Source organism: Microcoleus sp. LAD1_D3, assembly GCF_036702135.1.
Classification (GTDB): Bacteria; Cyanobacteriota; Cyanobacteriia; order Cyanobacteriales; family Microcoleaceae; genus Microcoleus.
Window position 1 is genome coordinate 41334 of record NZ_JAUBSB010000038.1, and the last position, 22721, is coordinate 64054.

Annotated in this window: 18 protein-coding genes and 1 pseudogene; 10 read left to right on the forward strand and 9 right to left on the reverse strand. The window is 48.2% G+C overall.

The window, feature by feature from the left end; all coding sequences use genetic code 11:
- Positions 1-394 precede the first annotated feature (394 nt).
- The 6 genes from QUA74_RS20095 to QUA74_RS20120 all read left to right on the forward strand — a co-directional run bounded on the left by QUA74_RS20095 (position 395) and on the right by QUA74_RS20120 (position 5539).
- Positions 395-727, forward strand: coding sequence for a DUF6825 family protein (locus tag QUA74_RS20095; protein WP_333332784.1), 333 nt, complete (start codon positions 395-397; stop codon positions 725-727).
- A 111-nt stretch (positions 728-838) separates the two neighbouring features.
- On the forward strand, positions 839-2605 hold the full coding sequence (locus QUA74_RS20100; protein ID WP_333332787.1) for an AarF/ABC1/UbiB kinase family protein: 1767 nt from the start codon (positions 839-841) through the stop codon (positions 2603-2605).
- 9 nt (positions 2606-2614) lie between these two features.
- The gene (locus QUA74_RS20105; RefSeq protein ID WP_333332790.1) at positions 2615-2848 is read left to right on the forward strand and encodes a hypothetical protein; all 234 of its coding nucleotides are present in this window, start codon (positions 2615-2617) and stop codon (positions 2846-2848) included.
- A 175-nt stretch (positions 2849-3023) separates the two neighbouring features.
- Positions 3024-3755 (forward strand): protein phosphatase 2C domain-containing protein, encoded by a 732-nt coding sequence (locus QUA74_RS20110; RefSeq protein ID WP_333332793.1) that lies wholly within the window; start codon positions 3024-3026, stop codon positions 3753-3755.
- A gap of 51 nt (positions 3756-3806) precedes the next feature.
- Entirely contained in the window at positions 3807-5009 is a 1203-nt protein-coding gene (locus QUA74_RS20115) for an anhydro-N-acetylmuramic acid kinase (RefSeq protein WP_333332796.1), read from the forward strand.
- Between the two features lie 80 nt (positions 5010-5089).
- Positions 5090-5539 (forward strand): hypothetical protein, encoded by a 450-nt coding sequence (locus QUA74_RS20120; RefSeq protein WP_242722026.1) that lies wholly within the window; start codon positions 5090-5092, stop codon positions 5537-5539.
- Positions 5540-5972: 433 nt separating this feature from the next.
- On the opposite strand, the gene QUA74_RS20125 is transcribed toward QUA74_RS20120, so the two are convergent.
- The 8 genes from QUA74_RS20125 to grpE all read right to left on the reverse strand — a co-directional run bounded on the left by QUA74_RS20125 (position 5973) and on the right by grpE (position 14589).
- Positions 5973-6170 carry an NblA/ycf18 family protein gene (locus QUA74_RS20125; protein WP_106150106.1) on the reverse strand — a complete coding sequence of 66 codons (198 nt, stop codon included), beginning with the start codon at positions 6168-6170 and terminating at the stop codon, positions 5973-5975.
- Between the two features lie 423 nt (positions 6171-6593).
- Positions 6594-7322 (reverse strand): biopolymer transporter ExbD, encoded by a 729-nt coding sequence (locus tag QUA74_RS20130; protein WP_333332799.1) that lies wholly within the window; start codon positions 7320-7322, stop codon positions 6594-6596.
- Positions 7323-7337: 15 nt separating this feature from the next.
- Positions 7338-8123, reverse strand: a complete 786-nt coding sequence (locus QUA74_RS20135; protein WP_333332802.1) for a MotA/TolQ/ExbB proton channel family protein — start codon at positions 8121-8123, stop codon at positions 7338-7340.
- Between the two features lie 135 nt (positions 8124-8258).
- Complete coding sequence (gene rsgA, locus QUA74_RS20140) at positions 8259-9512, reverse strand: ribosome small subunit-dependent GTPase A (RefSeq protein WP_333332806.1); 1254 nt, start codon at positions 9510-9512, stop codon at positions 8259-8261.
- Positions 9509-9799, reverse strand: coding sequence for a sulfurtransferase TusA family protein (locus QUA74_RS20145; protein WP_333332809.1), 291 nt, complete (start codon positions 9797-9799; stop codon positions 9509-9511). Before QUA74_RS20145 ends, rsgA begins: the two co-directional genes overlap by 4 nt.
- Before the next feature lie 288 nt (positions 9800-10087).
- Positions 10088-11215 (reverse strand): molecular chaperone DnaJ, encoded by a 1128-nt coding sequence (gene dnaJ / locus QUA74_RS20150; RefSeq protein WP_333332812.1) that lies wholly within the window; start codon positions 11213-11215, stop codon positions 10088-10090.
- 132 nt (positions 11216-11347) lie between these two features.
- The gene (gene dnaK / locus QUA74_RS20155; RefSeq protein ID WP_333332814.1) at positions 11348-13501 is read right to left on the reverse strand and encodes a molecular chaperone DnaK; all 2154 of its coding nucleotides are present in this window, start codon (positions 13499-13501) and stop codon (positions 11348-11350) included.
- 293 nt (positions 13502-13794) lie between these two features.
- On the reverse strand, positions 13795-14589 hold the full coding sequence (grpE, locus tag QUA74_RS20160) for a nucleotide exchange factor GrpE (RefSeq protein ID WP_333332817.1): 795 nt from the start codon (positions 14587-14589) through the stop codon (positions 13795-13797).
- Between the two features lie 909 nt (positions 14590-15498).
- Here grpE and QUA74_RS20165 point away from each other — a divergent pair.
- The 4 genes from QUA74_RS20165 to QUA74_RS20180 all read left to right on the forward strand — a co-directional run bounded on the left by QUA74_RS20165 (position 15499) and on the right by QUA74_RS20180 (position 21699).
- Complete coding sequence (locus QUA74_RS20165) at positions 15499-16737, forward strand: ISAs1 family transposase (protein WP_445251689.1); 1239 nt, start codon at positions 15499-15501, stop codon at positions 16735-16737.
- 557 nt (positions 16738-17294) lie between these two features.
- Positions 17295-19304: a GspE/PulE family protein gene (locus QUA74_RS20170; RefSeq protein WP_333332820.1), complete on the forward strand. Its 2010-nt coding sequence runs from the start codon at positions 17295-17297 to the stop codon at positions 19302-19304.
- Positions 19305-19379: 75 nt separating this feature from the next.
- A complete protein-coding gene (locus tag QUA74_RS20175; RefSeq protein ID WP_190745295.1) occupies positions 19380-20477 on the forward strand; it encodes a type IV pilus twitching motility protein PilT in 1098 nt (365 codons plus the stop codon).
- Between the two features lie 94 nt (positions 20478-20571).
- Positions 20572-21699, forward strand: a complete 1128-nt coding sequence (locus QUA74_RS20180; RefSeq protein WP_333332824.1) for a type II secretion system F family protein — start codon at positions 20572-20574, stop codon at positions 21697-21699.
- A 442-nt stretch (positions 21700-22141) separates the two neighbouring features.
- On the opposite strand, the pseudogene QUA74_RS20185 reads toward QUA74_RS20180, so the two are convergent.
- Positions 22142-22599, reverse strand: a pseudogene (locus QUA74_RS20185) (IS1 family transposase); the annotation flags it as partial.
- Between the last annotated feature and the right edge of the window lie 122 nt (positions 22600-22721).

The window sequence follows — 22721 nt, forward strand, 5'->3', positions numbered from 1 at the left end:
TCGGAAAATCCCAACTGTCGCCGTCTGAGTTTATCGAATATTTCCTATTCCCTCTACAATCCAAATGCCAGCAAAAAAATGCAGGACTGTTTTCTATTTTGATTTAAATTATGTTAGAATATGTGCGCGGCGCTGAGGTGGTGTGATGTCGCGTATTAATACAGCCCTCGCTGCAAACATTTTGGTACAAAGCAACCCCAACCTCGAATTTGAGCCAGTGTCAGCGAGGCTTTTGGGCTAAGCTGTGGCGCGTTAGACTGTTCTAACTCTCAACAATCCCATCCCCGACAATGGGGTGGGAGTGTCAATTCCCCCAAACTTCCTTCCTTTGGGAGCAAGCATCATTGGGGACAAGCAAGTTATAATTTGTTGCGGAAGCGCACAGAGATTTTTTATGAGTAAACCCCCAGTTCATGCTTTTTTTGTAGGCAGAGCACTTGCCGAAGCACTGTACGAGCAATTAGAAAGCGCAGCAACCAACGCTTTCTCTGAACTCGCCAAATTTGACGCAGAACAAAGAGAACGCCTGCGGCAGTTCACCGATCGAGTTGTGGAACGAGCAAATCGAGCTTCGGATGAGGCGATGCAGACCAGAACGGGCACTGCAAGCACCACCACTATTCAAGACATCCATCCCGCAGATTTGCAAGCGACTATTGACGAGCTGCGCGCCGAAGTGGCTCTGGTGCGATCGGAATTGCAGCGCTACCGCAGCAGTTTGCCGTAGCGATCGATTCGACCACAACTATTATTTACTACGTGAGCGCATTGCTTTGCGCTCCTGCGCTCCTACTTCCAATCAAAGCAACAACATAAAATAAGCAAGTTGGGAACCCAAGTGTCTGCTCTCCTTGATGACTCTGTTAATCGCCAGCGCTCCCCCAAGCACACTGGCGGAGCCGATGAGCCAAAAACTGCTAGTAAATCCTACAAAAGTAAAGCTTATCGCTGGAATCGCGAAAAATACTCCCGGAAGCGGCGCTTCTTCGACATTTGGGCCTTTGTCTTGCTCTGGCTGGCTTCCCTCTGGCTCGACAGCAAAAATTGGAGCTACTGGGGAGGCGTGACTGAAGAAAAGAAAGTTGCCAGACGGCGCTTTCAAGCTATCTGGGTTCGAGAAACACTCTTGGATTTGGGGCCAACTTTCATTAAAGTTGGGCAGTTATTTTCCACCCGCGCCGACTTGTTCCCAGCAGAGTTTGTGGAGGAACTTTCTAAGCTGCAAGATAAAGTCCCTGCTTTCAGCTACGAGCAGTTAGAGGTAATTGTTGAGCAAGATTTGGGCAAGACAGTTCAAGAACTCTACCGCAGCTTTGACCCAGTACCCCTGGCTGCTGCAAGTCTGGGTCAGGTACACAAAGCTCAACTGCATTCGGGCCCGGAAGTGGTGGTCAAGGTACAGCGACCGGGACTGCGGAAACTGTTCGAGATCGATTTGCAAATTCTTAAAGGCATAGCCCGCTACTTTCAAAACCATCCTAAGTGGGGCCGCGGCCGCGATTGGATGGGGATTTATGAGGAATGCTGTCGCATTCTGTGGCTGGAAATTGACTATCTCCATGAAGGCCGCAATGCTGATACTTTTCGCCGCAATTTTAGCAACTGTGACTGGGTGCGGGTGCCGAGGGTTTATTGGCGGTATGCGGCTCCGCGAGTGCTGACTTTGGAATACCTGCCCGGGATTAAAATCAGCCACTATGAAGCTTTGGAAGCGGCCGGTATCGATCGTAAATTAATCGCTCAGTTGGGCGCAAAAGCTTATTTGCGGCAGTTGCTCAACGACGGCTTTTTCCACGCTGACCCACACCCCGGCAACATCGCTGTTAGTGCTGACGGTTGTCTGATTTTCTACGATTTTGGCATGATGGGGCAAATCCAGTCGAACGTCCGCGAAGGACTGATGGAGACGCTCTACGGCATTGCTTCCAAGGATGGACAGCGGATTATGGATTCTCTGATCAATTTGGGAGCTTTGGTGCCTACGGGTGATATGAGTCCGGTGCGCCGATCGATCCAGTATATGCTGGATAACTTCATGGACAAGCCTTTTGAAAATCAGTCTGTGAGCGCGATTACCGACGACCTTTACGATATTGCCTACAACCAACCTTTCCGCTTCCCAGCTACTTTTACTTTTGTAATGCGAGCTTTTTCCACCATCGAAGGGGTGGGTCGAGGCTTAGATCCCGAGTTCAACTTTATGGAGGTGGCACAACCTTTTGCCATGCAGCTTATGACTAATGGAAATGGCCATGATACAAGTAGCAGCATTTTTAACGAAATCGGCCGTCAGGCAGCTCAGGTGAGTTCGAGTGCTTTGGGTTTGCCCCGCCGGATTGAGGAGACTATTGACAAACTCGAACAGGGAGATTTGCGGATTCGCGTCCGTTCTGCAGAAACAGAGCGCTTGCTTCGCCGCATGAGCAGCGCTCAAATGGGCACGAATTATGCTTTGCTGATGAGTGCTTTTACTTTGTCGGCGACAATTTTGTTTGTCAGCAATCAAGTCTGGCCGGCTGTCGCTGTTGCCGCGCTGGCGGCGGGTGCAGGGTTTGCTATGCTGCGTTTGTTCAAGCGGATTGATCGTTTAGACAGGATGTCATAATTGTGCAATTTGCGATTTGAAATTTCAGGTTTGAGATTTCTCGCCAGCCAAAATTTGACATCGAATGTTAAGTTTTGGCTGGCTGACAACGGATTGCTAAAATTTACCGCACTTACACGCTTTGACGCTAAAAACCGCGTTGCTTCCTATATTTCTCCCCCAGCTAAACCTCTGATTTTTGGTAAAAATCCTGTTTTTTTTTTGCAGGTGCTGCTTAATTTACTGGATTTACCGAAATTTTAAGATGGGATTACCATCCTACGATCTACAATATGAGGTCAAGGTAGTGCAATTTTTCCAAAACTCGCGATCGCGGGCGGCAGAAATTTCAAGTCCCGTTCGGGATTTAAGTTTTGGAAGAAAACATGGCACCACTTAAATCAAGCTTTCAAGTTCGATGAGTCCAATCACCCAATCTATGAAACGCTCTTTCGCAGGTAAGACAGACACAGGGCTAGTTCGTTCCGTAAATCAGGATTCTTACTACATAGACTCTGACGGGCGATTTTTCATAGTGGCCGATGGAATGGGAGGACACGCCGGAGGTCAAGAAGCCAGCCGGATTGCGACTGAGGCGATTCAATCTTATTTGCACGAACATTGGGAAGGGCCTGAGGATTCTCCGCTGTTGTTGGAAAAGGCTTTTTTAATTGCCAATCAAGCAATTTTGACGGATCAACTCGACCACCCCGAGCGTGCTGATATGGGTACTACTGCTGTGGTTCTGATGTTTAGGGATGAGGGCCGACCGTGGTGCGCTAATATCGGGGACTCTCGCTTGTATCGGCTGCACGGCTCTCGCTTGGAGCAGATTACTGAAGACCAGACTTGGGTGGCTCAGGCTGTGAAAAGAAAGGCCCTAACTCCTGACCAGGCTCGCAGTCATCCTTGGCGTCACGTTTTGTCCCAGTGTTTGGGCCGCGATGATTTGCGGGAGATAGATATTTTGCCGGTGGACGTGCAACCTGGGGATCGCTTGCTGCTCTGCAGCGATGGCTTGACTGAAGAACTTTCCGATCCTTTGATAGCTTCGCCTCTGAAGTCGATTCGCGCCTGCGAGGGCGCTGCAAATGCTTTAATTCAAGCAGCGAAGGATAAAGGTGGACGCGATAATATTACTGTGGTGATCGTAACGATCGACCTCAAATAAGTCGGGCACCCCCGGAAAATCTAAAATCTAAAATCTAAAATCTAAAATTGAATGACCCGCGTTATCGGTTTGATCAGCGGCACGTCGGTGGATGGCATTGATGCTGCTTTGGTGGATGTGGTCGGTTCCCAAACAGACTTGAAAGTGCAATTGGTGGCCGGCAAGACTTTCCCTTATCCTGCTAATTTGCGATCGCAAATTCTCTCGGTTTGCAGTGGCTCAGCTTTGTCAATGGCTGAACTAGCCCAATTAGATGATGCCATCGCCCAAGAATTTGCCACGGCTGCCTTGACAATACAAGCAGAATATGATAAAGCGGAGTTAATCGGCTCTCACGGTCAAACCGTCTACCACCGACCTGCTGGGAAAGCCCACACAGACAGCGCCGATGCGTTAATGGGCTACAGCTTGCAACTCGGGCGGGGCGCGCTAATTGCGGAATTGACAGGAATTACTACTGTGAGTAACTTTCGCTCAGCAGACATTGCAGCAGGGGGTCAAGGAGCACCCTTAGTGTCAATAGTTGATGCCTGCCTGCTGGCGGAACCCAACATCAGCCTCTGCATCCAAAATCTGGGGGGAATTGGCAATGTAACCTATCTTCCGGCAAGAGGAAAAGGGGGAAACAATGACGAGTCTGAGATTTTCAGTCTTGGGGATGGCATATCGGGGTGGGATACAGGCCCGGCGAATTCCCTGTTAGATTTGGCAGTACAGCACTTCTCAGGCGGCACTAAGACGATCGATGAAGGTGGAGCTTGGGCGGCATCGGGCACTCCCTGTCAAGCTTTAGTCGAGGATTGGCTCGCATCAGAGTTCTTCCGGCAAGCACCGCCGAAATCAACGGGTAGAGAGTTATTTGGTGTAGACTATTTTGACAGGTGTTTGATCGAGGCCCAAGGTTACAACCTCAGTCCTGCTGACGTGCTGGCTACTCTGACAGAACTGACTGTTGCCTCGATCGTTCACAGTTACCAAACATTTTTACCGGCTATGCCCGATCGAGTCTTACTATGCGGGGGTGGCAGCCACAATCTCTACTTAAAACGCCGATTGCAATCTCAATTGCATCCAGTGCAAGTGTTGACTACTTCTGAGGCAGGCTTGAATGTAGATTTTAAAGAGGCGATCGCTTTTGCGGTTTTAGCCGCATGGCGGGTTCGGGGCATTCCCGGTAATCTGCCTCAAGTTACTGGTGCCCGGGTACCGGTACTTTTAGGGGAAATTAACTCTTGTTGGCACAGTTGGGCGTGATAGCATAGAGTCTGAGGGACAACGGCTGTGCGTTGTTGCACCAGCATTGTAGCCAGCAGCAAAAGCATAGGAACAGCACTGTGGCTCACACGTTTTTAATGGAATCTGGCCAATGGACGCTCGAAGGAAGCTGGATTGAGCGCAATGGCGTGCCAATTACGGTTAAAGGCAAAACTTTAGTGAGCTGGAACCGAACAGATTGGTTCAGTATGGTGACAAAGCTCGTATTTCCTGGAGGCGATCGCGAAGAGATTATTTTGCAGTACCGAGGACACCTCAACAGCGATGAACGGCAGTATACTTTTGTACTCCAACACAGCGAACTCGCCCGCGTCGAGGGCGAAGGTTGGATTGCTCCCCAGTCGATCGTCCAGCGTTATTGGGTATTGGGAGACGAACGCCAGCGACGGACGGGTTTTGATACCCTTCACCGCGTTGATGATAACCGATACTACCAATCTAGTGGCATCATGTCTGGTCATTACCTGACGAGTACGATGGAAGCGACTCTCGAACGTCAGGGGGAATAACTCTTTCTAGAGTAAACATTTGCCAGTTCGAGGGTTTGATGTGAAAATTGAAGGTTTTGCTAGTCGGAGGTCGCGCTCAGATGTCCGACTAGCCCCATTGCTGTCAAACCTCATCCGCTGCAACTAAAAACAAATATATTGAATTTGTTAAAAATTTTAAGGGATTAAAAAATTAACACTTCTTATTAATAGTTATCCAATTTTTGCATCGAGGCGCGATAAATTATCTTTGCACTCTCTGTAGTGTCGATCGCCAAACTGCTTAGCTCGACTCCCCAAATAGAGTGAAATTCACAAAGAAACTGTCAAATTTTCCTCAAGTCTGTACAGAGGCCTTCTACCTTCTGCCTTCGAGTGACGCCCCATCACCCCCAACTCCTTTCCGCCTGAGGGAAGAGAGTAAGAGACGGAGGTCGCCGACTGCGACTCTTTCCTACTCAAGGCCTGGGTTAGGTTCTAAACCCCAGTGGTGTTTCAGAAAATGGCGGTACATGGTTTCCCGCAGCATCATTTGCTCGTAAAGCTTGACCAAAAACTCCTGAGCTTGTTCGCGACTCATGTCACTTACCTGTGTTTTGAAGGAACACAGGCTAAATTGCTGTTCCAAAGACAATTCTGCTGGTTGGCTCATGACTTTGACTCCTCTGTAAGTAAAGGTGACTTAAAAGTGAACACCTGGATTAACCAGATTTGTAAATTGTTTCAGCGATCAACCGTTGGTTTCGGGATGCCCGATAGCCCATCTGGCTTGAGTGTATATTACAAAAGGTAACAATTATTTGACAAAATTACCATCTGTCCCAGGAAATAACTTAGTGAGAGAGATGGCGAAATGCCTGCAAAAGTTCCTTCTGCAGGCATATACAAGTGTATCTACTTGTCAAGAGAAAAAAGGCTCAGTACGAACCAAAAGAATTGAAGCGCTTTATACCAAATCGGGTGGAGCTTCTCTCCGCCAGGGGAGAGGGGGAGATGAGGAGAGCTCGATAGCGGAAGATGGGGAGAAGGGAGAATTTCTTTTTCTCTGTTCTCCCTTCTTCCTTATTCCTTCTAACTAATTCGAGGGCCCGCCATCCTGGGGTGGAGTGGCCGCTCCGGGTCGGAAATTGGGAGCAGCGGGTGCAGGCGAAACAGGAGGAATGCCCTGATTTGCCCCAAAGTTGCTAGGCTGCCCTGGAGCGGGGAGAGGGGATTGAAACTGATTGGGATTGAACTGCTGCTGCCCTGGAGCGGGGAGAGGAGATTGAAACTGATTAGGATTGAACTGTTGCTGCCCTGGAGGCACAGGAGACTGCAGGGGTTGACCGGAATTGCCGATCGCAGGTGTTGCAGGAATCCCAGAATTGGGAAGCGAGGGATTGGGCAATGGGGAGGAAGCCGAGCTAGGAAGAGTTGCCAGGGCAACTCGATCGCCCCCTACCTCTCTCAATTTGTCTAAAACCTCGACAACTTTAGCATATCTAGCATTTTGAGGAGCGTACAGCACCATCAACCCCGTAGGATTTGTGCTTTGGAAACTCTTTAACACTCGATCGAGCTGTTGGTAATTAACAGGCAATTGATCGATATAAGTTTGCCCGAAATCGTCAATGCTGACAATCAGCATCTCTCGCATCTGCGTTTGTCCAGTCTTCGCTTTAGGCAAATCGACATTAATGGCTTGCTGGCGAGTCAGTTGCAAAGCCGCCAGGAGAAAAAAGGTCAGAATGCAAAATATCACGTCAATTAAAGGCACCAGTTCTATCCGAGCCTCTTCAGCAGGAGTATCTAAGTGAATCTTCATCAGTTCTCCTTAGTTCTAATTATTAGAAGGTGAATCTTCAGCCGGATCGGAACCTTTCAATTTCGGCTCCCGGTTCCGTTCTCCCGATTCTTGAGAATTGAGAGAACGCCTGTTCAAACCATCGGAACCAAAGGAAGAATTGCTGTGTTCTACACCGGGCGATCGACCCTTAGCATTAGCTGCCGGCCAGTATTGCCTGTAAAGCAATTCCAGTTCATTTCCAGCTTTGCGAAATATTTTTGCCTGGTTGAACAAAAAAGCTTGAAATATCCGATAAAACGCCAAGGTAAAAATTGCTACTACCATCCCTGTAGCAGTCGTGATCAGCGCCTCGCTAATCCCCAAAGTTACGCCCGTTGTTGCCGACGTGCCGATGTCGCCCAGACGGATAGAGCTGAGCGAGTTAATCAAGCCCAAAACTGTTCCCAGCAAGCCCAGCAAAGGGGCTAGAGCGATCGTAGCTTCTAATATTTTGTCGCCGCGACGCATCGAAGCCAGCTCTTCATCGGCTGCGGCTTCGAGTGCGAGTCGAAATAAATCGGGTTCGGGATTGTACAGTCGCAGTGGTGCAGAAAGAAATCGCCCGATCGGCTGTCGATTAGCTTGTCTGGCAATCTCGTTAGCCGCCCCCCAATCGCTGCGAGCCGCTTCCAGAATACGGTTAACTATCTGCTTTTCTTTGCTCAGGAGGCTCGCCCAAAACCACAAGCGCTCGATAATTGTACTCAAAGATAGAATCGATAACACCAACAGGGGCCACATGGCGGGGCCGCCTTTTTGAAACAGTTCTTGAATATTCACAGTATTTTTACTCCTGCATAACCGGCTTAGCTTTGCTTCTGTTGTACTTTTTTTAACAAATTTAAGGCCATTTAATTTTAGCTATTAATGTACTGTGTTCCGGGGCCGATAGACCGATCGCGATCGACTATTTCCTCAAACCTCTTCTAAGTCGTCTTGACACCTATCTTGCAGCGACTGATGTTGAAGGCGGCGGGAAGAGCGCCGATACTTTTTAGTTTGCAGCTTCGGTTCGTATTGCTGCGTACCATCCGACTTAGTTTGCTGCTTCAAACTCGCCTCGGCACTACTAGAGTTTTGCTCTTGTTGCTGGCGGACGATCGCCTCTTCGAGAAACTGCAAGTAATACTCATAGCGCTCCCAATCGCCCCGCACCACACAGTTAGGCTCACTTCGGTGCGAACAGTCGCTAAACTGGCAGCTACCCAAAGCCAGCCTCTGGCGCGCTTCTGGGAAATATTCAGCTAACTCGGACGGATCGCATTCTAGAGCTGGTTGATTGAACCCCGGAGTATCTGCCAAGAGTCCACCGCCGGGGAGTTCAAATAATTCTACGTGGCGAGTCGTGTGGCGCCCGCGGCCGAGTTTGCCGGAAACAGCGTTCACTCGCAGATTCAAGGCCGGAATCAGTTGGTTGATCAAGCTGGACTTGCCGACCCCAGAAGGGCCGCAAATTATCGTTATTTTCCCTTGGATGTGACCCTGAAGCAAGTTCGGCAACGGACTTTGTACAGGATTTAACGGATGTAATGGATAGACCGAATTTGCCAGCAGGGGTTTATCCTCAGAAGGCAAGAGGGAATTATCTATTTTGTCCGATAAAGGTTGGGAAGCTACTTTTTCTACAGAAACTTCATTTTGAAAATTAGCGGCAGCTTCCTGGACTCCTAAGCCGCTACGGACGCTAATAAACATTGGTTCGTAGCCCCAGCCTGACAGCCGATCGCGCCACTGTTCCAACTCATCGGGGGTGACCAAATCGCATTTGTTCAGGCACAAACTTACCTCTAAACCTGTAGATTCGGCCTTGACTAAAAACCGAGTTAATGAGGCCGGGTCTAAGTCGGGTTCAGCGAGGGCAAAAACAAGGAGAATGCGATCGGCATTAGCTACAGGCGGGCGGTTGAGTTCTGTTTGGCGCGGGAAGACTTCAGAAATTGCACCCCGGCGGTCAGTCCAGTCCGGTTCGTCTACCACCACGCGATCGCCCACCATCACCTGTTGACCAATTTTTTTCAGTCGAGTGCGGCGAGTGCACAGGAGAATTAGAGAATCAGCAAGGGGGGCATTTTTCCCGTCAATGGAGACTTCGGGATCTAACCTCACTTGGTAGAAGTTAGCCTGAACAGCAATTACAGTACCCACGATCGAGGGCGAATTCAGGCTCATCCTGCTTCCTTATGTTCGGGGCGCTGTACTTTCATTGAAAAAAAGCCCGACTCCGGCTCATCAGCGACAAATTGCGTTTCGAGAATCTGGTAGCCTTCCATTTTGAGACTATCGGGTACTTGTTCGATCGGCTCCCCAGCATCCAGCCACACCTCCAAAACAGCACCCGGTGCCATTTGCTCCAAGCGCAGTTTAGTGCGGACAAAATTCAGAGGACACGGAGTACCACGCAGATCGATTTTGGCATCTGGGGATTTGGGATTTTCAATTGTGGATGTTGAATTCATAATGTTTTTTGCAATCTCAAATCCTGAAAGCCTTAGTTTTTTAAACAAGTTGCCTGGAAACTGGAGAATCTAAAATTTTGTTTCCAATTGGACACAGATTATTTTTTCTGGAAAAAATGTGCGCAATTGCGCACATTTTTTTGACCGCTACTGAAACCCCATGTCCCGGAACCGTCCCACCTGCCATTTTTGTGAGCAATTGCACACAATTTTTTGACAGGTACTAAAACAAATTGCCGGGGAATCCTCAAACAGGAAAATTTGACACCAATTGGTGTCAAAAATTGCTTATTTCTGAAACAAATTGCCCAGAAACCCTTCTATACCGCCTTTACCGGTACGATCGCCCTTCAGCTTAGCAAGCTGCATCAGCAACTCCCGTTCCTCAGCCGTCACCTTAGTCGGAATGTCAATAGACACCGTAATCAAATGATCGCCACGACTGACTGGATTTCCCAACCGAGGCACCCCTTTTTTCTCCAAAGTCAAAACAGTATTTGCCTGAGTTCCCGTAGGAATTAACAATTCCGTCGGCCCGTCTACGGTTTCCACTTCCAACCGGCACCCCAAAATTGCTTGCAAATAACTAATTTTAACTTCCGAGCTAACGTTAGTGCCGTCGCGCTTAAATAGCGGGTCTTCATTCACCGCCAAGAACACGTAAAGATCCCCGGGCGGCCCGCCCAGTTTGCCGGCATCCCCTTCATTGGAAACGCGCAAGCGAGTACCGTTGTCAACCCCAGCCGGAATTGTGATTTTCAGCTTTTTCATCACTTCTTTCTGGCCTCGGCCCCCACAAGTTTCGCACTTATCCTCAATCACTTGCCCGGTGCCGTTGCAAGTGGGGCAAACAGAAACTTGAGTAAAGCTGCCGAAAGGAGTGCGGGTAGCGCGTCGGACTTGACCGCTGCCGGTACAAGTCGAGCAAGTTTGGGGTCTGGTTCCCGGTTTCGCGCCAGTCCCGGTGCAAGTTTCGCAGGTTTCTAGATGCTTGATGCGAAGTTCTTTTTCGCCACCAAACACTGCTTCCCGAAAGTCCAGCCGCAAATCCAGGCGCAAATCGTCTCCGCGCACCGGTCCGCTGCGCCTGCGACCTTGCTGTTGTTGGCCGACACCTCCCTGAAAACCCTGAAAGAAGCTTTCAAAAATATCGGCAAAGCTGTCACCAAAGTCTTGGAACCCAGGTGCGCCTGCACCGCTGACCCCTGCTTCGCCGAAACGGTCGAAACGGGCGCGGGTTTCTGGTTCTGAGAGTACCTCGTAGGCGCGGTTAATTTCTTTAAACCGCTCCTCGGCACCGGATTCTTTGTTGACATCTGGATGGTACTTGCGAGCTAGGCGGCGGTAAGCACGCTTAATTTCTTCTTTGTCTGCGCTGCGAGAAACGCCTAATATTTCATAGTAATCACCGGCCATAGAGCTGCTTGCCTGGAGGTAAATAACAAAAAGTGTACGAAAAAGAAACGGGCGACCTTTCCTGAAATTACAGATTAAAAATCAAAAATTCTCATTGTTAATTTTTAACTTTTAATTTTTAGCTTTTCAGTTTTAAAGGAAAGGATTCATATCATCAACTTCTGGTTCGGGAACCTTCTGTTTTTGTTTTGACTGTGGATTTGACTGTGGACTTGGCTGTGGATTTGACTGTGGACTTGGCTGTGGATTTGACTGTCGTTTTGACTGTCGCTCCGGCTTTGATTCCGGCTTTGATTCCAGCTTTGATTCCGGCTTTGGTTCCGGCTTTGGTTCCGGCTTTGGTTCCGGCGCCACCAGCAGCTCTTCTTTCAGCAAAATGCTGTCGTCGTCCGCTTTAACCTCTTCTGGTTCTGATGATTCTACTTCTGACATCATCTCGCTTTCAACAACAGCTCCTGACGGGGCTACCCCGCTGCGGGCTTGGTCGTAGACTGCTGTCCCCAGCGAGTATAGCAGTTGCTTGAAAGATTCGATTGCGGGCGTGAGTTCCTCGACTGTGATGTCGGGGTTAGTCATGGCTGCCCGCAAGGCTGCTGCGGCTGTTTCCGCTTCGGCCTTGAGCTCGTCACTCAGCAGTTGCGTGTTGGTTTTTAAAGTTACACCACAATTATAGACGAGGGAGTCAGCTTGATTTTTGAGTTCGACGAGTAGAGCGCGCTTGATGTCCTCGTCGGCGTAAAGTTCGGCTTCTTGTCGCATCCGCTCGACTTCGGTTTCGCTCAATCCCCCTGTATTGGAAATTTGGATGCTTTGTTCTTTTCCGGTTCCCTTGTCTTCAGCAGCGACTTTGAGAATCCCGTTGGCATCGATTTCAAAGGTAACTTCGATTTGAGGTACGCCACGGGGAGCTGGGGGAATGCCTTTGAGCAGGAACTTGCCGAGACTTTTATTGTCTTTAACCAATGCCCGCTCGCCTTGGAGTACGTGAATTTCTACCGAGGTTTGCCCGTCTGCCGCCGTGCTGTACATTTGCGATCGGCTGGTGGGAATAGTTGTATTGCGCTCGATTACTTTGGTAAACACCCCGCCCAAGGTTTCGAGCCCCAGGGAGAGTGGCGTCACATCGAGCAGCAGCAAGTCTTTGACTTCACCGCCCAACACCCCGGCTTGAATTGCCGCGCCTACCGCTACAGCTTCGTCGGGATTGACGGATTTATCGGGAGAAACGCCCCCAAAATACTTGCTAATTGCCTTTTGAACTGCCGGAATTCGGGTTGACCCTCCCACTAAAATAATCCTGTCAATGTCTTTGGGGGTCAAACTTGCGTCTTTGAGGGCTTGAGTCACCGGATCGATCGTCGCTTGCACCAAATGAGCCACCAGTTTTTCAAACTGAGCTTTGGAGAGTTCCATTTCCAAATGCTTCGGCCCTTTCTCGTCAGAGGAGATGAAGGGCAAATTGATTGAGGTGGATTCGCGGTTGGAGAGTTCGATTTTGGCTTTTTCGGCAGCTTCTCGGAGGCGCTGCAAGGCCATTTTGTCTTGTGAGAGGTCACTGCCTTCTTGAGTGCGGAAAGCTTCTACCAGCCACTGGACTATGCAGTCGTCAAAGTCATCTCCTCCGAGATGGTTGTTACCGGAGGTAGCGTTGACTTCAAAAATTCCGTCTCCCAGTTGCAGGATCGAAACGTCAAAAGTACCGCCGCCTAGGTCAAAGACCAAGATTTTCTGTTCTATATTTTGCTTGTCCAGCCCGTAGGAAAGGGCTGCCGCCGTCGGTTCGTTGACGATCCGCAGGACTTCTAGGCCGGCGATCGTACCGGCGTCTTTAGTAGCTTGCCGTTGGGCGTCTGTGAAGTAGGCTGGCACTGTAATCACGGCTTGGGTAACAGTTTGTCCCAAATAAGCTTCAGCATCTTGCTTGAGCTTTTGGAGTACCATTGCCGAGATTTCTTGGGGAGTGTGAACCTTGTTCCGAATTTGGACGTTAACCGTGTCGTCTTTGCCTTTTATGCAGGTATAGGGAGTTCGCGATCGTTCTTCTTCCGTGTCGTCCCACCGCCGTCCGATAAATCGTTTGATACTGTAGACAGTATTTACAGCATTAGTTACAGCTTGCCGCTTTGCCAATTGACCTACTAAGCGATCGCCCGCCTTGCCGAATCCTACTATACTCGGAGTTGTGCGGCCGCCCTCGGAATTGGCGATCACGACGGGTTTACCGCCCTCTAACACAGCTACGCAACTGTTAGTTGTGCCTAAGTCAATTCCAATAATTTTTCCCATAGCGCCTCATAAAACTTTGTGGGATGTTTGGAAATCTCCAACTACAGGTTGGGAGAGGAAAAACGACTCAGCTTGTTTAAACAAGCATTCCCCGACTAGATTTGTAGGAAATAAACTTGATGTCCTCAAGCAATATCAAAGACTGATAAAAACATTTTTCAGAATTTTTGGCTCAAGCGCTGACCTGCTTTTAGTCATCTTTAATTAAGAAGTTGGTGAGTCTGCCACCTTGGAACCCCCGAATTCTATTCGGGGGTCAGTGACTTTGAGGAATGCAGTAGCTTGTATCCCGATTAACCTTCTGAACTATCGGGATTTTCATCTGAGGCTACCACAGATAGCCCAGCCGCTGCAACTTTCACTTTGGCGTGCCGCAAGACGCGATCACCCAGAATGTAGCCGCGTTCTAGTTCTTGGATAATTGTTCCTTCCTCGTGTTCGTCAGTTGGCTCACTCAGCAGAGCCTCGTGGAGGTTGGGGTCAAACTGTTCGCCTTCGGGGCGCATCGGAGAAACCCCGATTTGCTTGAGGCCGTCTACCATTTGCTTGTAAACGCTTTGGTAGCTTTTGTGAATGTTCATTTCGCCATCGGTTTGCGGCTTGATGTGCGATCGAGCGCGCTCGAAATTATCAATTACCGGCAACAGGGGTTTGATGGTGAGACACCTTGCCTGTAAATCTAGCTCTTCTTTTTCCTTTTGGGTGCGCCTGCGGAAGTTCTCAAAATCTGCGGCTAGGCGGAGATTTTGATTTTTCAGCTCTTCTATTTGAGCGGATGCGGCTTGCAACTGAGTTTTTAAAGCCTCTTTTTCATCGTTTGCCTGGGCCAGCTCCTTCTTCCAAGGCTCCGCCGCGTCTGCAGTCGGACTGTTGGTTGAACTGCCGGTGACGGTAGGCCCCGATGCGTTTGCTGGGGTGCGATCGCCCTGAGCGCTTTGATAAGCTCGAGCAAGTTCGAGCTCCCAATCCGCCGATTCGTTCGAGTTTCCTGATGCCGCCGGATTTTCGCTTGCCATTGGCGAACCCTCTGGGGTGGTTTCCCCAGTTGAGTTAGGATCTTGATCTTGCTGTTTTTCCTCGTCAATCATAAAAGCTGCGCGACAGAACCCTATCAATTCTAGCAGATACAGTTAACGCGGTAAATCTAGAGGACTGGAATTTACGGTGTATGGCACAATGTGAAAAGAGGAAATTTTGCCAGCTCTGGATACATTGCTCAAAGCTTTCCATAAAATATTCAACGATCCGCTTAGATATTTACGTATAATATGGCAGCAATGGGGGCAACCCAACGTTTGTTGGTTCCTCATTTTTAATTAACGCGATCGCATTGAAAACACTTTTTATAAGTCTATTTTGCTGTCAACTCTATTACAACATTTCCCCCTTAGAAGGCTGGATGTTTCAAGGTTTGCTTAAAACGAGAGAAACTTAAATTTATCATCGGTCAGGCTGTTTGAGTCGCAAGCTGACGCTGGCATTTTTTACCCTTTGCTGAGTTTCCCCAGTCGGGAGAAAGAGGAATTTGTATTGAGTGACTAAGTAGTGATATGTGTGCTTGTGTAACTCAGACACTAGGTTTTTAATCTTGATGCGAATTGGGGCTGTGGTTTGGCTGATTCGAGAACGCCGAAGTTGCTTGAAGTCGCGAATTTTTGCGATTCAAATGATAGACATTAGCGGGGATCGCGGAGGTGCTCATCTGTAGATTAGATTGATATCTAATTTGCTTCTTTCCAACATTTGTGAACCGTTAAGCTTACGTGACAAAGGTTCAGACATTAAAGTAGAATTAAAGTAATATTTACTGATCCCAAACTAGAGTGGCTCAAAATTTGCCCTGGGACTGATGCCAGGGTAAGCGCATCTAATTTGGTAGTTAAAAATACAGATAATTTGGCACATTTATATAATCACAGATATCGTTTGAGGAGCGAAGATGTTATCTAGTAGACTGGTGAGTACAAAGTTTCTATCTTACTTAGCAGGTCGGTCTTATGGCATCAGGTTTCACCTCTGACAAACACAGGATTAAAAGGTCAAAAAAATTGAGTATAGCTCAGGCAACTGAACTGACAGAAAAAATGGCATTAGTATTTGCCCAAATCAAAGACCCCCGTGTAGCAAGAACCCGTGTTCATGTATTAACAGATATTTTAATTATCGGAATATTGTCAGTGATTGCAGGAGGTAACGGATGGGAAGACATGGAAAATTATGGAGTAAGTAAAGGTGAATGGTTGGAGCAGTTTTTAGCTTTACCAGGAGGTATCCCGAGTGCGGACACATTTCGACGAGTCTTTGAACGCATTAATCCCAAAGTATTTGAGCAATGCTTTCGACGTTGGATAGAATCAATAGTTGAGGTAGCAGGAGCGCAGGTAATTCCCATTGACGGCAAGACCCTTAAAGGCTCATACGATCGAGAGCAAGGCAAATCCGCTTTACATCTAGTTAGTGCCTGGTCGAGCGAATATCGTTTGGTTTTAGGACAAGTAAAGGTGGCAGATAAATCAAATGAAATTACCGCAATTCCTGCATTATTAGAGTTATTAGACATGGCCGGATGTATTCTTACGATTGATGCCATGGGTACACAAACAGCAATCGCCTCTCAAATTTTTCACGCCCAAGCTGATTATATCTTAGCACTTAAAGGCAATCATCCTACACTTTATGGACAAGTAAAAAACTGGTTTGAACAACAATTATCTCACGGATTTGAAGGTACGCTCCATAGTTATGACCAACGGGTAGAACGAGGTCATCATCGCACTGAAAAACGTTCCTGTTGGTGCGTCCCTCTTTCTCAATTGCCAACTTTACATCACCAAAACGATTGGGTCGGTCTTCAATGTGTTGTCATGGTAGTCCGGGTCAGACATCTATGGAATAAAACCACCCGTGAAGTTCAGTTCTATTTAACGAGTTTGTCGTGTAATGCCCAGCGAGTAGCACAAGCTATCCGCCTGCATTGGGGTATTGAAAATAGTCTGCATTGGACTTTAGATGTTACCTGGAATGAAGATGCTTGTCGCGTCCGTACAGGTCACGGACCACAAAACTTAGCACTGCTGCGACGCCTGGCTCTTAATGCTTTAAACCTGGAGCAATCTTATAAACGTAGCAATCTTCAAAAATCCCATCGGGCTGCTATGGATAATAACTATATGCTGACTGTTCTGGCTGGTTGTTTATTTCCACATGATGATGCCTCAAGACCCTGTTGTCAATAGACTTTGAGATGCGCTTACCCTGGGACTGATGCAGCCGACGACAGAGCCGTGACCGATCGCAGATAATTAATCAAAATATATTTCAAAAGGGCGATCGACACTTTCGTAAAAGCTATCATCACACAACCTAGCTAATCTTTAACCTAGTAAAGCTAACCGCGCCACCACGGGCGCTGTAATTTGACCAAACAATTGGGGAAAATAGAAGAGCGTGGGAAGGCGACACACCCCGCCCCGCTTTGGTACCCCGGTACGGGGAATCCCCAAGTGATGTGCCCTGACGCTATAACGAGAGTATCCCGCAAGTTAATCAGGTAAGTAAGCAACTTAGCAGTTAACGAATAAGATGTGATTGCAAGCACCCGCAAATCCCTCCCAGGTCTCGTCACTGTGTGGACGCAAGTTAAAGGGGACTACGAGCTTACACTTTACATATAGGGATTGAGCAAGAACATGATAGCTGATCCATAAGCAAAGAATACGGGGGTTAAAACCCCGCGTTGGTTTTCCTCTCAGCACTGTTTGTGACTGAGTTTCCCACCTATTGAGTGTTTTTTATGACTAGCACATCCCCGCCTCGCTCCAACACATCCATAGTTTCTGTGAGCCAATTTACTCCGGCTCTCAACAAGATGATTCAGTCGGGTTACGTCAACGGCGACCAACTGAAGCAAGCTCAAATTGAATGCCAGAAGTCGGGCAAGCGGTTGACGGAGGTATTAGAAGCACTTACCGGGCAGCCGTTACCCCCAGAATTGCTGCGACTTTACAAGAAGCAGCAGATGTTTGAACGGAAGATAGTCTACGGGGTTGAAGCATTTGACCCGGAGATGAGCGAAATGTCTAACGAGCAACTCGGAGTTATGCTCGACGCATTGAAGATTTCGATCGACATTTGTCACCAAGGTCGGTTTTTACCCGTAGCGAAGACTGAAACTGAGCCTGCGGCCGTTTTAGTAGCCATGGTAGATCCCGACAACCTCAATGCCATAGAAGATTTGCGGCGGATTTTACAGCCTCACGGCTTGGCTTTGCAGCGACGGGTGATTACGCCAGACGACTATCAGGACATAACTTCTGCCTATCAAGAGGACCAAGTTAAGGTAGCAGCCAAAATGGCAGCAGCCGAAAAGCAGAGAAAGATGGATTTAGGGGAGGGAGATTTTGGCGAACTCTCGCTAGAAGAGGAGAGTGCCGACCAAGAAGACCTAGCTAATACCTTGGACGATGCTGAGGCCGCTCCGGTAATTAAGGCGGTCAATATCATTTTGGCTAAAGCTCTTTCGGAAAAGGTGTCTGACATCCACGTAGAACCTCAAGAAGAGTTCATGCGGATTCGGATGCGGAAAGACGGGGTGCTGCAAGAGTATTTCCGGTTTCCCAAGCAGGTAGTCGCATCGATTACCGCTCGTTTCAAGATTATTGCCAACCTGGATATTGCCGAACGCCGACAAGCTCAAGACGGCCGCATCCGCCGGGTATTTGAGGGACGCACGGTCGATTTTCGGGTGAACAGCTTACCTTCGCGGTACGGCGAAAAAATCGTGCTGCGGATTTTGGACAGTTCCAGCACTCAGTTGGGCTTGGGTTTGTTAATCTCCGACCAGGAAACTCTGGCTTTAGTCCGAGAGAGTGCTAGCCGTCCGTTCGGACTGATTTTGGTGACGGGGCCGACGGGTTCGGGCAAGTCAACTACTCTCTACTCGATTCTGGCGGAACGGAACGATCCGGGGGTTAATATCAGTACGGCGGAAGACCCGATCGAATATGCTTTGCCAGGAATTACCCAATGTCAAGTAATTCGGGAAAAAGACTTGACTTTTTCCAACATTCTGCGGGCATTTTTGCGGCAAGACCCTGACGTGATGCTGGTGGGGGAAACCCGGGACAAGGAAACAGCCAAAACGGCTCTGGAAGCTGCTTTGACGGGACACTTGGTGCTGACGACGCTGCACACGAACGACGCGGCCGGGGCGGTCGCGCGTTTGGCCGAAATGGGCGTAGAACCGTTCATGGTTTCGGCCGCTCTGTTGGGCGTGTTGGCTCAACGTCTGATGCGGCGCGTTTGCGACAAATGCTGCATTCCTTACCAGCCAACTGCCGCAGAACTCGGCAAGTACGGTCTGTCGGCTTCTCAAGAAATTGATCTAACTGTTTACAAAGCCAACACTGTACCGGTGGAGGAAAGGAAGGAACTCGCAGAACGCGAGCAACTTTGTACCAAGTGCGGCGGCCTAGGCTACAAAGGACGGGTAGGGGTTTACGAGTTCCTGAAAAATACTGAGCGGCTTCAAACTCTGATCACTCAAGGAGCTCCCACAGAGCAAATTAAGGAAGCAGCAGTAGAAGAAGGGATGAAAACGTTGTTGGCTTACAGCTTGCAGTTAGTGCGGGAAGGTGCGACTACTTTTGAAGAAGTCGAGCGGGTGACGTTTACAGATTCTGGGCTGGAGGCTGAATTGAAGGCCAAACGCAAGCAGGGACTTACCTGCAAAACTTGTCGGGCGGAATTGAAGCCGGAGATGCTGGATTGTCCGTACTGCTTGACACCACGCTTTTTGGATTGATTCAGCAGTTAACTGTTGACTGTTAACTGAGCTAGATTGGTCAATAACTATCAATTTGATCGAGGAGAGGTATCTATGGGTCTGATGATTGAAGACGTACTGGAGTCCCTGGTAGAGCAAGGGGGTTCGGACATACACATCCAAGCGGGCGCGCCTATATTCTTCCGAGTCAGCGGTAAACTAACTCCTCAGACGCAATACGGCGACATTCTGTCTGCTGAGGAAGTGCAGATTCTAATTTTCCAAATGCTCAACAATATGCAGCGCAAGCAGTTGGAAATGGAGTGGGAACTCGACTGCGCTTACGGCGTTCGGGGATTGGCTCGGTTTCGCGTCAATGTCTACCGGGAGCGGGGTGCTTGGGCTGCTTGTATGCGGGCTCTGGCTTCTAAGATTCCTAATGCAGATGCTTTAGGCGTGCCACAGATTTTGCGGGATCTGACGGAAAGACCCAGGGGTATGCTGTTGGTGACGGGACAAACGGGTTCCGGGAAAACTACTACGATGGCGGCTTTGTTGGATCTGGTCAACCGGACGCGGGCGGAACACATTCTCACAGTTGAAGATCCGATCGAATACGTGTTTCCTAATATCAAGAGTTTGTTTCACCAGCGCCAAAAGGGCGAAGATACTAAGAGCTTTGCTAATGCGCTGAAAGCTGCTTTGCGCGAAGATCCTGATGTAATTCTGGTGGGGGAAATGCGGGACTTGGAAACGATCGGTCTGGCAATTTCGGCGGCAGAAACGGGTCACATGGTGATGGGAACGCTGCACACTAATTCGGCTGCTGCAACGATTGATCGGATTTTGGACGTGTTCCCGCCCATTCAACAACCCCAAGTTCGCGCCCAGGTGTCTAACTCTTTGGTGGGAATTTGCAGCCAAAATTTGGTAATAAAAGTTGGGGGCGGCCGCTGTTGCGCTATGGAAATCATGGTAAATACTCCAGCTATGGCTAACTTGATCCGGGAGGGCAAAACTCCCATGATTTACTCCCAAATCCAAATGGGGGCAAAATTGGGTATGAGGACGATGGAAATGGCTCTCGCTGAACTTTACAAGAGCGGTAAAGTCACTTGGGAATCGGCAATGGCCAAGGCTTCTAAGGCTGACGAACTCGAACGCTTGATCGGCCCGGCACCTGTTGGTGGCGCCAAGGTAGGAGCTCATTAATTCAGTCTGCAGTCATTAGTCAGGAGTCAGCAGGCTGAATTAATGACTGATGACTGATGAGTCATAACTTTTAATAAATTTTCAGAGGTGAGCTGTGGCTACCAACGTTATCCGCCAAAAACCGAAAGGTGGCTTTGATTTCAGTAAGATTCAGGAGCAAATTGAGTATAACCTTACCAGTCTTACTGTTAAGGATATGGCTATTTTTGCTCGTCAGTTTGCGGCTATGTTTAATGCAGGGGTGGCGATCGTGAGATGCCTTTCCGTGCTGCACGAACAGTGTTCTAATGCTAAGCTGAAGCGAGCGCTCAGGAGCATGAATGCTGACGTGCAGGAGGGGATAAACTTGGCAGAGGCGATGGCTAAGTTTCCTGATGTTTTTGACCAACTGTTTATCAGTATGGTGGCGGCGGGAGAAGTCGGCGGGGTGCTAGATGAAACCCTAGACCGTCTGGCGGTGATGATGGAAAAAAATCACAAGACGGAGGCGGAAATTAATTCGGCGATGTCTTATCCGAAGACTGTGTTCTTTATTGCGATCGTGATTTTTTTCGCAATGACCATATTCTTGCTACCAACTTTCGCTAAAATATTTAAGGATATTGGTGCCGACTTGCCGACTTTTACGCTGATAATGTTGGGAATTAGTGCATTTTGTACGGCTTGGCCTCCCATTCAACAGATAACAGTTATTGGGGTGATTATAGCGCTCAAAATTGCCTTCGATATGTACTACAAAACTCCAATGGGTCACCTACAAATTGATAAGATTGCGCTGAAATTGCCGATTTTTGGAGATTTGATCGAAAAATCGGCGGTGGCTCGGTTTTGCGTGATATTTGGGTCGCTGACGCGATCGGGCGTGCCGATTCTCAATTCTTTGGAAATTGTGCGAGATGTGGCGGGGAATCAGGCGATATCTAATGCGATCGAATATGCCAGGCAGGAAATTCAAAGTGGCGGCATGATCAGTATTGCTTTGCAAGAACAAGCTGTTTTTCCGTCTTTGGCTATTCAAATGATGGCAATTGGCGAGGAGACAGGGGAACTTGACAAGATGCTGATGAAAGTTGGCGCTTTCTACGAAACGGAAGTGGAAGAAGCAGTAAAAGGACTTACCAGTATGCTAGAACCTCTGATGATTGTGGTCGTCGGTGGTATCGTAGGTTCGATTTTGCTGTCGATGTATCTGCCGATGTTCTCCGTGTTTGAGAAGCTGTAAAAAAGAGCTAATTAGTTATTAGTGATGAGTTAGTAGCAGCAATTAACGCATGACCAATGACTATTTCAATCGTCCCCAGGCTCTGCCTGGGCAGACCTTTGGAGGAGGCACATCCTCGATTAAAAGGAGAAGACGGAGGCTCTTCCTCCAAATCTTCATTAAGCTGTCGCGCATTTAAATTGCATATTCGAGGCGGGCGGGACACCCCACTCATTGTTTGATGGTTTTTTGACATACAATTTAAATGCCGTAACAGCTTACCAGGGTCTTCCCATTGGTGGCAACTTACGAAAATGTCACAAAAGTCAAGTAGGATAGGCATACAGATTTAACTGCTGCCTAATCCTGGCTTTAGACTCCAGGGTAAACGAATCTTAATTTGGCGTTGCTGAAGTGAGGTACGATTAGACGACGGTCGCTGGCAGTTCAGGTCGAATAGCCTTTAAATCAAAGTATCTAAATGATTACTTGAATATGAAATGGGAACGTCCGAGAATTTGAGGAGCGTGAATTAGTAAACGAATCGAATGTTTGAGCATTTCTTCGGATTTAGAATAACAAAGAGTTTTTCTATTTAAGCGAGTAAAATAATGTCGGAGTCTTGTTTTTTCACCTTCAACTGCAAGTCATCTAAGTTTGAGAGATGATTTGGCTACCATCGGGAATAAAGATTGGATAAACTTTTGGGCCATATGTTACGTAAAAATAGCATTTCCATTTCTCAAAGCTCTCCCATAAAGGTTTAAATGTTTGAGTACTATGATTCCCTAAAACCCATCCTAAAATACCTGCTTTGAAGTGGTCTACTGCTGTCGCCAGCCAGATACAAGTTTTTTTTGAGCCAATAAATTTTTTTTCTAATTCATCTAGTTCTCCGACATCGGGAATTGTGTCTGGTTCCTAAGCCTCTGGCCGAAGTTCTCCCAGCTATTTGACCCAATTAATTAGGGCTTGCTGAAAAAGTAAGAAAACAGCATTTAGAAAGATGAATGAACTCGCGAATCCCTTGATAATATAAGCTT

Bases quoted from the DNA above. Each gene is read 5' to 3' on its own strand.
- dnaK (WP_333332814.1), bottom strand. From the start codon at position 13,501: ATGGGAAAAATTATTGGAATTGACTTAGGCACAACTAACAGTTGCGTA.
- grpE (WP_333332817.1), bottom strand. From the start codon at position 14,589: ATGATTGACGAGGAAAAACAGCAAGATCAAGATCCTAACTCAACTGGG.
- QUA74_RS20145 (WP_333332809.1), bottom strand. From the start codon at position 9,799: ATGAATTCAACATCCACAATTGAAAATCCCAAATCCCCAGATGCCAAA.
- QUA74_RS20095 (WP_333332784.1), top strand. From the start codon at position 395: ATGAGTAAACCCCCAGTTCATGCTTTTTTTGTAGGCAGAGCACTTGCC.
- QUA74_RS20130 (WP_333332799.1), bottom strand. From the start codon at position 7,322: ATGAAGATTCACTTAGATACTCCTGCTGAAGAGGCTCGGATAGAACTG.
- dnaJ (WP_333332812.1), bottom strand. From the start codon at position 11,215: ATGGCCGGTGATTACTATGAAATATTAGGCGTTTCTCGCAGCGCAGAC.
- QUA74_RS20175 (WP_190745295.1), top strand. From the start codon at position 19,380: ATGGGTCTGATGATTGAAGACGTACTGGAGTCCCTGGTAGAGCAAGGG.
- QUA74_RS20165 (WP_445251689.1), top strand. From the start codon at position 15,499: ATGGCATCAGGTTTCACCTCTGACAAACACAGGATTAAAAGGTCAAAA.
- QUA74_RS20125 (WP_106150106.1), bottom strand. From the start codon at position 6,170: ATGAGCCAACCAGCAGAATTGTCTTTGGAACAGCAATTTAGCCTGTGT.
- QUA74_RS20115 (WP_333332796.1), top strand. From the start codon at position 3,807: ATGACCCGCGTTATCGGTTTGATCAGCGGCACGTCGGTGGATGGCATT.
- QUA74_RS20110 (WP_333332793.1), top strand. From the start codon at position 3,024: ATGAAACGCTCTTTCGCAGGTAAGACAGACACAGGGCTAGTTCGTTCC.
- rsgA (WP_333332806.1), bottom strand. From the start codon at position 9,512: ATGAGCCTGAATTCGCCCTCGATCGTGGGTACTGTAATTGCTGTTCAG.
- QUA74_RS20170 (WP_333332820.1), top strand. From the start codon at position 17,295: ATGACTAGCACATCCCCGCCTCGCTCCAACACATCCATAGTTTCTGTG.